This is a genomic window from Pedobacter sp. BMA (assembly GCF_001027745.1).
In the GTDB taxonomy this organism is placed as follows: Bacteria; Bacteroidota; Bacteroidia; order Sphingobacteriales; family Sphingobacteriaceae; genus Pedobacter.
The window spans coordinates 583,897-598,074 of record NZ_LECU01000004.1; the positions used below are offsets into that span (position 1 = coordinate 583,897).

Consider the following 14,178-nt stretch of genomic DNA (forward strand, 5'->3'; position numbering starts at 1 on the left):
ACAAGCCGTTTCATGAAATTCAACAAAAACGTTTGCAGCATCATGTTGATTGCACTCACCATGTTTGTATTCCAAAATAACATGCATGCGCAAACGACCAGCAAGACCAATGTCATTGCATATTATACGGGAAACGGAACAGTTTTAGAAAATTACCCCATAGAAAAGATCACTCACCTGATTTATAGCTTTGGCCATCTCAAAGGCGATAGTATGTTCATCCACAACGCCAAAGATTCTGCATTGATTGCAAACATGGTCGCCCTCAGGAAACGTAATCCTGAATTAAAAGTAATGCTCGCTATGGGTGGCTGGAGTGCCTGCCCCAACTGCTCTGAAGTTTTTAGCAGGGCAGATGGACGTAAAACATTTGCCAGAACAACCAAAACATTGCTCGATTATTTTCATGCCGATGGTATTGATATTGACTGGGAGTACCCGGCCGTATTAGGATATCCCGGGCATAAATATGCTGAAAGCGACAAGCAGCATTTTACAAGGCTAATTAAAGAACTGCGCAGAACATTGGGCAAAAAAGCAGAAATCAGCTTTGCTGCAGGTGGGACCAAAAACTGCCTCGACTCATGCTTCGAATGGAAAAAAGTAATGCCGCTTGTTAATCGCGTAAACTTGATGAGCTATGATTTGGTCGGTGGGTATGCTACAACCAGCGGACACCATACTCCCCTGTTTTCAACTGATAAACAAGAGCTATCTGCCGATTATGCTATTAAAGAAATGCTCAGATATGGTGTTCCCGCAGACAAAATTGCTTTGGGCGCAGCGTTTTATGCAAGAGTTTTTGAAAATACTGCAGATGCGAACCAGGGCTTGTATCAGCCTACAAAGTTTCTTCACGGTATATCTTCGAGAGATTATAAAAAAACATTAACTGCTGAAAATGGCTATACCTATTATTGGGATGATCTGGCTAAAGCACCCTATTACTACAATTCTGCGACTAAACAGCTGGTCACATTCGACGACGCAAAATCAATCACATTGAAAACCAGATATGTCATCGATCATAAACTAAATGGCATCATGTTCTGGGAACTTAACGACGACCCTTATTCAGATGGCTTACTTGATGTGATTGACCAATCGGTGAAACAAATGAAATAACTAAAGTTTTTCCTTCTTTAACCAGGCCGCCAATAAATTAAACCAATCAACAGCTGATGTTTTATTGATCAAACCGAAACCGTGACCTCCTTTTTCATAAAGATAAACCTCCGTATCAATACCCTCAGCTCTCAAGGCATCGCTCATTAAAATACTATTGGCGTATGGAACAGTTGCATCATCTTTAGCATGTACAAAGAAGGTTGGCGGTGTCTTTTTATTTACGTTTTTGTTAGCAGAAAAATAATGTTTCAAACTATCTGTAGGTGTTGGCCCCAAAAGGTTTTTCATAGTGCCTGTATGTACCGACTCTTCAAAACTAATTACAGGATAAATAAGTGCCCCAAAATCAGGACGAAGATTAATTTTCTCAGGGTTACTAATCTTTAAATTACTATAATGTGCAATTAACGTTGATGCAAAATGACCACCTGCAGAAAAGCCCAGAAAACCAACTCTATTTTTTTTAATGCCGTATTTTTTAGCATACTTTCTCACCAGATAAATCGCCTGCTCAGCATCCTGCAAAGGTCCGTAAGCTTTATCAACCATAATCTGATCGCTCGGCAAACGGTACTTAAATACAAAAGCCGTAACACCAATGGCATTAAACCTCTTGGCCACATCAATACCTTCGTGACTGAATGCCAATGCACCATAGCCCCCACCCGGACAAATAATTACTGCCGTACCGGTTGCAATGTTTTTAGGGGCTTCATAAACAGTTAGGGTAGGTACAGAAACTTTGGTAATACTCAAAGTACCGTTGGCCCTTACCTCAGTTTTTTCTACATATTCAGCCGGTGTAGGCTTTGCGCCAGGTATTTCGCCAGTATAAAGCGGAATAATTTCCTGGGCATTTAAAAAAGTAATACCCATACAAAACACTATTAGATGTAAGATTGATCTCTTCATTTTTGAATAATTAGAACTCCATTAAATATGCTTTTAAAAACTCACTAATATCTCCGTTCAATACGGCGTCCGGATTTGAAGTCTGATAATTGGTACGGTGATCTTTTACCCTCCTGTCATCTAAAACATAACTTCTGATTTGCGAGCCCCACTCAATCTTCTTCTTGCTGCCTTCAATTGCCGCCGAGGCTTCCATACGCTTACGCATTTCAATCTCATATAACTGCGATTTCAGCAAACGGATTGCATTTTCTTTATTTTGAAGTTGCGATCTCGACTCCTGGTTCTTGATAATGATACCCGAAGGCTTGTGATGTAAACGAACCGCAGTTTCAACCTTATTTACGTTTTGCCCGCCAGCGCCACCAGCCCTGAAAGTTTCAAATTCAATATCTGCCGGATTAACATCTATCTCAATCGTATCATCAACTAACGGATAAACATAAACTGATGCAAATGAAGTATGTCTGCGGTTGTTACTATCAAATGGCGATATACGTACCAATCGATGTACTCCGTTTTCCCCCTTCAAATACCCGTAAGCAAAATCGCCTTTTATCTCAATGGTTACCGATTTTATTCCCGCCACATCGCCCTCAGCATAATCCTGCTCGGTAATTTTGTAGCCATTTTTCTCTGCCCACATTAAATACATCCGCAACAGCATACTGGCCCAATCGCAACTCTCGGTACCTCCTGCCCCTGCCGTAATCTGCATTACCGCCGGCAGCTGGTCTTCTTTGTTTCGAAGCATATTTTTCAGTTCCAGTTCTTCTACCGACTTTTTGCTGGTATCGAACTGTTCCTGCAATTCTGTTTCCGAAGCATCACCCGATTGAAAAAAATCGTACATGACAACTACATCCTCTACCGCATTATAGGCATCATCGTAGCCATCGGTCCATTTCTTCTTGGCACTGATTTCGGCAAGTATTTTCTCTGCTTTTTTTGGATCGTCCCAGAAATCGGGCGCCATGGTTAATTTTTCTTCTTCGCGAATGGCGTAAAGTAGCTCATCAACGTCAAAGATACCTCCTCAGAGACGTTACCCTGTCTCTTAAATCCTGAACTTGTTCTTTGGTCATTCAACAAATATAGTATAATGGGATATTGAAATTATCAAACAGGCAAAACTAAATTCATTTCAACCAGAGAAAGTCCCAATTATTCATTTTAAAAAGCTTAAAAATTACAAGCTGTTAAATTTTGTTAAAACCAAAATTTAACAGATAAATACAATTTTAATTCACTAATTTTCAGAACCATTTCATCAGATCAGACAAATTACAATTTTATTATTTCAACATTTTATCAAATAATATCTGAAAAAGGGCAACGGTACTAAAACGTTTTAAATACTAGTCATGCTAAATAAACTACTCTCTATTCTCCTCGGGTACCTGCTGTGCTGTGCGCCTGCCTGGGCACAAACCACTAAAATTGACAGCTCGGAAATGGTAACCCTACGCATCGATCCGGAAGCATCACGCGGTGCCTTAGTTTCACAGGTATTTAGTGAAGTAAAATTCATACCCCTCGAAACCACAAAGGAAAGCTTATTTGGGTCGATAAACCAGCTTAAACTAACCAAAGATTGTTACATCATCTATGATTACGATACCAAATCTGTGCTCATATTTTATAAAGATGGAAAATTCAGGGCAAAGGTAAACAGCAGTAAAATGGATGCCGATGCTGATGAAAAAGAAAAACAAGTATTCTATGGCTTCAACCTCATTAAACATAATGATGATTTCATGATCAGGATATCTTCAGGAAAAAATCAGTTCTTTTTCGATCTGGATGGGAAACTGGTCAAAAAAAGTCCGGTAAACCGCGATAAAGAAATAGAAGATAGATACATCAGATACGCAGACAGCACAACGATAATTGCTCCCTATTATATTTCTAAAAATGATAAGGATAGTACAAACTATAATTTGGCTATCCTAAATAAAGATAAAGAAATAGCCCTGTATTTTCCTTTCGCAAAAGATAGCTATAAAACCGAACAGTTTATCGGATCAGGAAATCCCATTACCGATTCTGGTATTCCAAATGAGTTGCTGTACATTAACTATTATGACTACAGTATATATAAAATTAAACCCAAAGCCTTGTCTTTAGCTTACAGGATTATTTTCCCCGCCAGTATTTCTATCCCCTCTAATTTTATGGCCATTCCAGAATACAAAAATAAAAGGGTCGAATATTTCGAAAAAAACAAAGATCAGGTATATGGGTTAAGCAATGCCTATATCATCGGCGATAACCTTTACTTCAAAGCCAACAGCTGGGGCTTTAGTCAGGATAAAAAAAACTCACTTATTTATAATCTTAAAACAGGTGATTTAACCTCCATAAAAAATATAGAGCCCGATTCGCTCTCACAATTCCTTCCGGTTACCGATAGCGGATCTTACTATGATTTTGCAAATTATGGTTTCCATACCTTCGATAACGGATATTTTTATACCAGCTACTCTTCCTTAGCCTTATTTTCCTTTAAAGATTTAAATGCCGGAAAAAACAGAACTTACAACCCGGTATTGACCAAATATTTTGAAACCCAGAACAAAAAAAGCAATCCCGTAATCATCCAGCTAAAGCCAAAACAAAATTAACTCCCCTCTCATGCTCAACTTTTTCAAGCTGCTTACCTTCATCACCTTGCTGGTAATCGCAAAACCTATGTTTGGCCAGCAAAGCAAACCCACCTTACCCGGTTCAACCAAAGGGATAATTCGCGACACTACCCATAATTATGCCCTAAAATCGGCTACGGTTTCAATCTACAAAGCTGCCGATAGTAGTCTGATTAGCTATCAGATCAGCAATAATTATGGTGAGTTTAGTTTTAAAAACCTGCCCGTAGGCACTTCGTTACAACTGGAAGTAAGTCACGTAAGCTATCAAACCCTGCGTAAAAAATTCAGCATTCCCACTGATAAGAATTTTATCGATCTGCAAACACTTATTATTAACCCGAAGGACATTAGCTTGCAGGAAGTAACGGTGACGATACCTCCCATCAGAATGAACGGTGATACCCTGGAATTCAATGCCGCGGCATTTAAACTGGACAGCAATGCAGTGGTGGAAGACTTATTGAGAAAAATACCCAATATCACCCTTTGGGGCGATGGTCAGATTACAGTTAATGGAAGGGAAGTAAAAAGCGTCCTGGTAAACGGCAAATCATTTTTTGGGGGCGATGCTAAGGTGGCCACCCAAAATATCGCTAAAAATGCACTTGATAAAATTCAGGTCTACAATACGGTAAAAGATAAAAACAACCCTTTGGATTCTACCCTAACCATGAATCTGAAGCTTAAAAAAGGTAAAGACGTAGGCTATTTCGGCAAAATTGGCATTGGATACGGTACCGGTAAACGTTATGAAGCCGATGTTAGCTTTAATGTTTTTAGTCCTAAAATGCAACTGGCCATAGTCGGGGCCGGCAACAATATCAACAAATCACTAAATAGCATAAGGCAGTTAACTTTGAACAGCACTTTTAAAGGGGTCGGCACCAACGTAGAATATCAACCCGACTTCAGGGCTGATGGTATTAACCAGCCCACCGCTACCGGAGTGGCATTTACCTACAATTTTGTTGAAAAACCAACATGGGAAAATAAGAATACTTTAAACGCCAACTACTTTCTGCAAAACAAAGATACCGATTACCTTACCGATGCTTTAACCACAACTTCGGTAAGTGAAAATGAAAAGGTTTTTGAAAAATGGAGCAACAAAACAACCTCAAGCAGCATTAACCAGAAGTTTGACTCAGACTATGAATGGATCAGGAAAAATAACTCATTAAAAATTAACCAGGCACTGACAACCAATAATGGAAACTCTGATAACGAAATTTTCAGAAATGCCACCAACAACCAAGGTGTTGTAACCAGTACAAATAATACCATTTCATCAAACGATTATCAAAATTCGAACTTTAACTTTCAGGCAAACTACCGCCACAGCCAAAACTACATGAAGCCCAAACAACTCATCAAGGGTTTCAATGCAAATTATAATCTGGCCATTTCTAATAGTGAAAACAACGGGCTAAACATCACCGATTTTAAGTCTTTTATCAGTACTGTGCCCAATCAGAATTTTAACAGAAAGTATCAAACAAAAAACAATAAAATTGACCAACAGCTAAACCTGGAGTTTCTCGATCTCAGATCAATGCTTTTCGGTAAAAATAAATTATGGAATATCGAATTGGCCCTAAACAATGAGATAAACTTTTCCAATACAAAAGACAATAACCATGTGCAGGATTTAAATACCGGTACTAACAATTATGAAGTAAACCAATACCTGAGCAATAAAATCAATACAAACTACATTGACGATGCTATGGGCTTTAGTGTAAGCAAGTCTTTTTACAAATCACTTTCAAACCGCTTCTACAAAAACCTGTCCATCAGGATTACCCCAAAACAAAGGTTCGTTTATCAGGATAACCAATCGGACCGTTCCATACAAAACATTAAAAGAAACTACAGCCAGTTTGTTCCCGAAGCCAATGTTAGTTACAGTGATAACCAATACGGAGAATACTATAGAAATTACAGTATCAGTTTCAATACAAATATGCGAATTCCAACCATCAACCAGTTAGCACCTTTAGTTGATAGCACCAACCTCTACAGTGTTCAGCGTGGAAACGTAAATTTAAAGCCAGGTGTTGAAAGAACAATTGCTTTTAACTTCAATCATTATGACCAAACCAATAAAAACACCTTAAACTATAACCTGAATATCCGTGCGGGTATGATAGAAAATAATATCATCGACAGCACTTTTATTGATAACCTCAATAGGAGAAGTATTTTCCTTACTAATGCAGATGGTAACAAATACATCTACCTTGGTGGTAACATCAGAAAAGCTTATAGATTCAAAACTTCCGAAATCCAGTTCGAATTAGCATCATATGTCAATTTGACTAAAAATCCCGAATACATTAACACCGCTTTCACTTATTCAAGTAATTTAAATACAAATTCCTCATTAGGATTAACCTATACATATAAAGCTTATCTTGCCCTGGATTTTAAGCAAACCTACGGCACTTATAGATCCAAACAAGAAGCCTTTAATACAAAATATAGCGGAAAGAACCTGGCAACAACATTTAGCTCCAGCTACAACATCACTAAGAAATTAACCCTGAACAGTAATATTACATTCAATAAAAGCACCTCACAAAATGCTGCAGATATAAATTTTGCAATCTGGAATGCCAGTGCCATCTACCGCTTCTTGAAGGGCAATAATGCGGAGTTTAAAATGTCTGCATTAGATTTATTGCACCAAAACACCAATATCCTAAATTATGGAAGTTCTAACAGCTTTACTTTAGGAACACAGAATGTGCTGCAACAGTATTTTATGACAACCCTGTCATACTATCCCCGACAGTTTGGAAAGAAATCTCAGGTTAAAAAATAATGAAACATAAATGGCTGAATTTTCGCTTCAGCCATTTATGTTTATTTCTTCATGGTCATGTAGTCTAGCGTTAAATTTGACAGCAACTTCACCCCCAGAACAAAACCACTTTCATCCAGATAGAAATCTGGCGTGTGATGCGAAGGTGCCTTCAATGGATCTTTGCCCTTTGGCATACCTCCTAAAAACACAAACAAACCAGGTACCTTTTCCTGAAAAAATGAAAAATCTTCGGCACCTGTTACCGGTGGCCTTAGCAGCACGTGGTCTTTACCAGCAGTGGCCTGCATGCTGGGCAACATTTTTTCGGTTAGTACAACATTGTTAAAAGTTACTGGGTAATGGTTGCTATATGGGATTTTCACTTCAGCAGTTCCGCCTCCAGCCTCGGCCGTTTTCATCGCAATCGTTTTAATGCGTTCGATAAACATCGCTTCATCTTCTTTACTGAAGTTGCGTACAGTACCCAACATTTCCACTTTTTCTGGAATAATATTAGAACGGACACCACCGTTAATGGCGCCTATGGTTACCACACCCGGATTTTCGGTTACATTTAAATTCCGGCTCACAATGGTCTGTAAATTGTTAATAATCTGCGCAGAAATTACAACTGGGTCAATACTGCTCCAGGGGTATGCACCATGGGCCTGACGACCGGTAACCGTTATTTTCATGTCGTTAACAGCCGCCATTGTGCCGCCCGGCCTGTAGGTAACATTGCCAACCTCGGTTTGCGAATTGATGTGAAGGCCAAAAATAGCCTCAACTTTGGGATTCTCCAGTACGCCTTCCTTAATCATCAAAGCTGCACCACCTTCTTCACCGGCAGGTACACCTTCTTCAGCAGGCTGAAAAATGAATTTCACCGTACCCGGAATATCCTTTTGCATAGCTGCCAGAACTTCAGCAACTCCCATCAGTATCGCTATGTGACTGTCGTGGCCACACGCATGCATTACCCCAACTTCCTGGCCGTTGTATTGTGTTTTTACTTTTGATGCAAATGGAATATTCACCCTTTCGCTTACTGGCAAACCGTCCATATCTGCTCTAAGAGCAACCACAGGACCTGGCTTACCACCCTTCAAAACCCCAACAACACCAGTTTTGGCTACGCCCTTACTTACTGTAATACCTAGAGATGCGAGGTGCTTTGCTATAATCCCTGCCGTTCTTACTTCCTGGTTGCCCAATTCGGGGTGTTCATGAAAATCCCTGCGCCAGGAGATTACCTTTTGTTCAATGGCGTCGGCTTTTTTTGCAACCTGTACATTTAAAGGCGATTTTTGAGCAAATGTGCTGAATGATAAAATGCTAAAGCCGAATAAGTATATTTTTTTCATGAAAGAAGGGTTTAGGTTAAGGATGCTCTAAACTAATCATTTAAAAGTTTTTAAAAAAAGAAGTCGATAACTTTAATAGTCTTTTAACTTAAACCCGGTCAACCTGCAAAAACTATTTTTCCCTGCATTAAAAATTTGTTAATGTTTTTTGAACATTAAAAAGACCATTTTAAATTTTTGCTTTATTACTTTTACAAAAAAAGAAAGATTATGTTACCTAAAATAAATTTCACAGAAACTGAGGCATATAAATACTTAGCCGACCATTTTATCGATATCAATCAAAAAAGCATTAAGGATCTTTTTGCCGAGGATGCAGATCGTTACAACAAGTTTTCTGTTTTTTTTGAAGACATTTTATTAGACTATAGCAAAAACCGCATCAGTGATGAAACACTTGCATTATTAATACAATTGGCCCGTGAGTGCAAACTCGATGAAGCCATCAAATCAATGTACGCGGGTGATAAAATCAATGAAACAGAAGATCGTTCAGTACTCCATATCGCATTAAGAAACCTGAGCAATACACCAATATTAGTCGATGGTAAAGATGTGATGCCTGAAGTAAATGCAGTGCTTGCTAAAATGGAGAAGTTCAGCAATAGCATTATCAGCGGCGAATGGAAAGGTTATACGGGTAAAGCCATTACGGATATCGTTAACATTGGTATAGGTGGTTCCGACCTGGGTCCGGTAATGGTTACTGAAGCGTTGAAGCATTACAAAAATCATTTGAATATCCACTTTGTTTCAAATATTGATGGTACCCATATTGCTGAAACACTATCCGGATTGAATGCCGAAACAACATTGTTTCTGGTAGCATCAAAAACCTTCACTACTCAGGAAACCATGACAAACGCACATTCTGCACGTTCCTGGTTCCTGGAAAAAGGGGGGAAAGAAGAAGACATTGCAAAACATTTTGCTGCATTATCTACAAATGCTAAAGACGTTTCAGCTTTTGGCATCGACACCGAAAATATGTTTGAATTCTGGGATTGGGTTGGTGGCCGCTACTCACTGTGGAGCGCCATTGGTCTTTCAATCTCATTAAGCATCGGTTTTGATAATTTTAAACAACTACTGGCAGGTGCCCATGCTACCGACAATCATTTTAAAACAGCAGAATTCGAAACTAATATCCCGGTAATCCTCGGATTATTAGGTGTTTGGTACATCAACTTTTATAACGCGGAAACACAGGTAATTTTACCTTACGATCAATACCTGCACCGCTTTTCAGCCTATTTTCAGCAAGGCGACATGGAAAGTAATGGCAAGCACGTAGATCGTAACGGTAAGGAGGTAGATTATGAAACAGGTCCGATTATCTGGGGTGAGCCCGGAACGAATGGCCAACACGCCTTCTATCAGCTCATTCACCAGGGCACCAGAATTATCCCTGCAGATTTTATTGCCCCTGCACAGAGCTTAAACCCTTTAGGTGATCACCATCCCATACTGCTCTCTAACTTCTTCGCACAAACCGAAGCATTGATGAACGGCAAGACAGAAGAAGAAGTAACTGCCGAACTGGAGAAAGAAGGTAAGTCCGAGGATGAAATTAAAACAATTGCACCTTTCAAAGTATTTGAAGGCAATAGTCCAACCAACTCCATTTTATTGAAAAAGATTACGCCATACTCTTTAGGAAGCCTGGTCGCCATGTATGAACACAAAATCTTTGTTCAGGGCGTTATCTGGAACATATTCAGCTTTGACCAGTGGGGGGTGGAACTGGGTAAGCAGCTGGCTAAAAAGATTCTGACTGAATTAGCAGGCGAGGAGAAAGTATCCAGTCATGATAGTTCTACAAACGGCTTAATTAATCAATATAAAGCCTGGAGATAAAAATTATTCAAAAAGCGGGTATAATTACTCGCTTTTTTTATTTAAATGCATTATTTTAGCCCAAATCCAATCATATTAATGAGTGGATAATTAATATACAAACGAAATGCTCTCTCGCTTCCTGCTTTTGATTATTTCTAATCATTAAAAAACAATTTATACTCATGAAAAAAAGATTTCTCTTTGCTCTGGCTATTTCTGGCCTGTGCTTTAGTGCTTCTGCACAGAAGGTACAGTTTACAGAATTTGATCTGGACAATGGCCTGCATGTCATTCTTCACCAGGATAAAACTGCACCCGTTGTTGCCGTTTCGGTGATGTACCATGTAGGCTCAAAGGACGAGGAAACAGAGCGTACAGGATTTGCACATTTCTTCGAACACCTACTGTTTGAAGGTTCCGACAATATCAAACGTGGTGAATTTATGAAGCTGGTGAGCAGTAATGGTGGGCAGAATAATGCCAATACATCACAAGACCGTACGTTTTATTACGAAGTGTTTCCGTCCAACCAGCTGGAACTCGGATTATGGCTGGAAAGTGAAAGAATGCTACACCCGGTAATTAATGAAACTGGAGTTAAAACTCAGAATGAAGTCGTTAAAGAAGAAAAACGTCTTCGTATCGATAATTCACCTTACGGAAAATTCACAGAAAAAATCTTTTCACATTTATTTGATGGACATCCTTACCGTTGGCAGCCGATCGGTTCCATGGAACATTTAAATGCCGCCAAGCTAAATGAATTTATTGCTTTCTTTAAAAAATACTATGTTCCAAACAATGCAGTGCTAACCATTGCCGGCGATTTAGACGTAGACAAAACAAAATCACTTGTTAAATCATATTTTAATGAAGTACCTAAAGGTGCAGCGGTAGTTCGTAAAACGTACACCTTACCTGAAATCACAAAAGAAATCATCGACACCGCTTACGATGCCAATATCCAGATTCCGGCAATTTTCGCTGCATACCGTGTTCCGGGAATGAAAAGTAGAGATAGTAAAATTTTAGGAATGATCAGTTCGATTCTATCAGGCGGTGGCAGTTCAAGATTAAGCACTAAGATGGTCGATGAAAAGAAAACGGCATTGCAGGTTGCCGCCTTTAATTACAGCCTTGAAGATTATGGTGCTTACATCACCCTCGCACTTCCAAACAAAAATACGCCACTAAATGATTTATTGAAAGATATTGATGAAGAGGTAGCTCGCTTGCAAACCGAATTAATAAGCGAAAGTGATTATAAAAAATTACAGAATAAATTCGAAAACGATTATGTAAGTGCAAACAGCAGAATGCTCGGCGTGGCCGAAAACCTTGCAGCAGGCTATACTTTCCATGATAAGGATACCAACGACATCAATAAAGAATTAGAGGTAATCCGATCGATTACACGAGAGGAAATAAGAGACGTGGCTAAAAAATACCTGGGCAAAAACCAACGAGTTGTTTTGTATTACTTACCAAAGAAATAAGCGATCGCTTTTCATAACAATATTCAAAATCATGAAAAAATTATTCATATTAGCCGCTGTTTCCTTATTGGCTCAAGGCATTTCAGCACAAACCATAAATCGCAGCCAAAAGCCGAAACCGGGCCCCGCGCCGGTAATTACCATCGGTGATCCGGCCATCTATAAATTAGCCAACGGAATTACCATTCTTGTTGTGGAAAATCACAAACTACCGAAAGTTTCTGCAAGCTACAGCATAGATGCAGGCCCTATAACTGAAGGCAGCAAAGCCGGTGTGGTGAACCTGATGGGTAGCATGTTAAATGAAGGAACAACATCAAAAACTAAAGCCCAGTTTGATGAGGCTGTAGATCAGCTTGGGGCAGATGTAAGTGCCGGTTCTAATGGAGGCTCTGCAACTGCATTAACGCGCTACTTTCCACAGGCATTTGCACTGATGGCAGAGAGTATCCGTCAACCAGCCTTTCCGGCCGGGTCATTTGAAAAACTGAAATCCCAAACGCTTACAGGCCTCAAGTCCAACGAAAAAAGTGCAAAGGCAATATCTGGCCGGGTAGTAAATGCACTGGCCTATGGAAAAAAACATCCAAACGGTGAGTTCGAAACAGAAGCTTCGATCACTGCCTTAACGCTGGCAGATGTGAAAGCAGCCTACGCAAAATACATTACACCCTCTCGCGGTTATCTTACTTTTGTTGGAGATATTAAACCTGAGGCTGCCAAAGCACTTGCTGAAAAAGCTTTCGGAGACTGGAAAGGAGCAACTTTGACTTTGCCTGTATTGGCAAAAGTCAGCAATCCTGCAAAAACAGAAGTTGATATTATCAACGTCAGCAATGCTGTACAGTCAGAAATTACGGTGGTTAACCTGATTGATTTGCCAATGAGCAACCCTGATTATTTCCCGGTCTTGCTTGCTAATCAGATTTTAGGAGGTGGTTCTGAATCCAGATTATTTAATAACTTACGTGAAAAACACGGCTTTACCTATGGCGCATACTCCAGTACTGGTGCAGGTCGTTTTCAGTCGAAATTCTCAGCCAATGCTGCTGTTAGAAATGAAAAGGTCGATAGTGCAGTGGTAGAGTTCCTACATGAAATCAATAGCATCAGAACAGAAAAAGTATCCGCTGAGGAGTTACAAAATGCTAAAAATTTATACAATGGTAGTTTTGCCCTGGGCCTTGAGAACCCCGCAAGAACAGCTGGTTTTGCCAGCAGCATCCTGATTAACAATTTACCGAAAGATTTTTATCGTACCTATCTGCAGAAATTAAATGCTGTTACCACTGATGATGTACTGAGAGTGGCAAAAAAATACTATAACCATGATAACACACGCGTAGTTATAGTCGGCAAAACGGATGCCTTTGAAGCTGGATTAAAGAAAGTCGGATTTTCGGTAAATCAGTTTGATAGTTTCGCTGCCCCAATAGCTGCTACTTCTAACCCTTAAATTAAACTCTAAACAATGAATCAAAAACCATCAAATGCATTCATGGCAGCTGCCTGGATTGCATTAGGCATCGGGATGATTGGCTTTATCGTAGGCCTTTGGCGTTCCGAAATGCTACTTAACGAAAAAGGATATTATTTTACTGTGCTAATGTTTGGCCTTTTTGCTGTAATATCATTGCAGAAAGCTGTACGCGACAGAATCGAAGGGATTCCAGTAACCGAAATCTATTACGGCTTGAGTTGGTTTTCCACCTTGTTAACAATTACCTTACTCATTATCGGCTTGTGGAACGCCATGCTGCTCCCAAGCGAAAAGGGATTTTATGCTTTTGCATTTTTACTGGCCATTTTTGGCGCCATTATTGTGCAAAAAAACACAAGAGATAGTCAGAATATCAATAAAAACAGAGACTTAAATTAACTTCAGAAAAGCAGCCATAACAGGCTGCTTTTTTAACTTCCTCCTCAATTCAAATAATGCCATGATGATTGGCCTTTAAGTAATTGAAATCTTTTCTATATTTTAG

General features: G+C 39.4%; 10 protein-coding genes. 7 read left to right on the forward strand and 3 right to left on the reverse strand.

Features of this window, described 5'->3' with window-relative positions:
- Positions 1–12: 12 nt before the first annotated feature.
- A complete protein-coding gene (locus tag AB669_RS08715; protein WP_053058339.1) occupies positions 13–1,125 on the forward strand; it encodes a glycoside hydrolase family 18 protein in 1,113 nt (370 codons plus the stop codon).
- On the opposite strand, the gene AB669_RS08720 is transcribed toward AB669_RS08715, so the two are convergent.
- Together AB669_RS08720 and prfB are read right to left on the reverse strand one after the other, a co-directional pair.
- Positions 1,126–2,004 (reverse strand): alpha/beta hydrolase, encoded by an 879-nt coding sequence (locus tag AB669_RS08720; RefSeq protein ID WP_231582650.1) that lies wholly within the window; start codon positions 2,002–2,004, stop codon positions 1,126–1,128.
- Between the two features lie 46 nt (positions 2,005–2,050).
- Positions 2,051–3,125 (reverse strand): peptide chain release factor 2 gene (gene prfB / locus AB669_RS08725; RefSeq protein ID WP_156166709.1). Its coding sequence is split into 2 segments (ribosomal slippage): positions 2,051–3,064 and positions 3,066–3,125, totalling 1,074 coding nucleotides; the frame shifts between segments, so codons are not numbered across the junction.
- Between the two features lie 279 nt (positions 3,126–3,404).
- Here prfB and AB669_RS08730 point away from each other — a divergent pair.
- Together AB669_RS08730 and AB669_RS08735 are read left to right on the forward strand one after the other, a co-directional pair.
- A complete protein-coding gene (locus AB669_RS08730; RefSeq protein WP_047798879.1) occupies positions 3,405–4,664 on the forward strand; it encodes a 6-bladed beta-propeller in 1,260 nt (419 codons plus the stop codon).
- A 10-nt stretch (positions 4,665–4,674) separates the two neighbouring features.
- Entirely contained in the window at positions 4,675–7,512 is a 2,838-nt protein-coding gene (locus AB669_RS08735) for a TonB-dependent receptor (RefSeq protein WP_047798880.1), read from the forward strand.
- A gap of 41 nt (positions 7,513–7,553) precedes the next feature.
- Here the strand turns inward: AB669_RS08735 and AB669_RS08740 are convergent, their stop codons facing one another.
- Entirely contained in the window at positions 7,554–8,858 is a 1,305-nt protein-coding gene (locus AB669_RS08740) for an amidohydrolase (protein WP_047798881.1), read from the reverse strand.
- Between the two features lie 210 nt (positions 8,859–9,068).
- Here AB669_RS08740 and pgi point away from each other — a divergent pair, with 210 nt between their 5' ends.
- The 4 genes from pgi to yiaA all read left to right on the forward strand — a co-directional run bounded on the left by pgi (position 9,069) and on the right by yiaA (position 14,072).
- Positions 9,069–10,715 carry a glucose-6-phosphate isomerase gene (gene pgi / locus AB669_RS08745; RefSeq protein WP_047798882.1) on the forward strand — a complete coding sequence of 549 codons (1,647 nt, stop codon included), beginning with the start codon at positions 9,069–9,071 and terminating at the stop codon, positions 10,713–10,715.
- A 164-nt stretch (positions 10,716–10,879) separates the two neighbouring features.
- Positions 10,880–12,193 (forward strand): pitrilysin family protein, encoded by a 1,314-nt coding sequence (locus AB669_RS08750; RefSeq protein ID WP_047798883.1) that lies wholly within the window; start codon positions 10,880–10,882, stop codon positions 12,191–12,193.
- A 31-nt stretch (positions 12,194–12,224) separates the two neighbouring features.
- The gene (locus AB669_RS08755; RefSeq protein WP_053058340.1) at positions 12,225–13,649 is read left to right on the forward strand and encodes a pitrilysin family protein; all 1,425 of its coding nucleotides are present in this window, start codon (positions 12,225–12,227) and stop codon (positions 13,647–13,649) included.
- Between the two features lie 15 nt (positions 13,650–13,664).
- Complete coding sequence (gene yiaA, locus AB669_RS08760) at positions 13,665–14,072, forward strand: inner membrane protein YiaA (RefSeq protein ID WP_047798884.1); 408 nt, start codon at positions 13,665–13,667, stop codon at positions 14,070–14,072.
- The last annotated feature ends 106 nt before the right edge of the window (positions 14,073–14,178 follow it).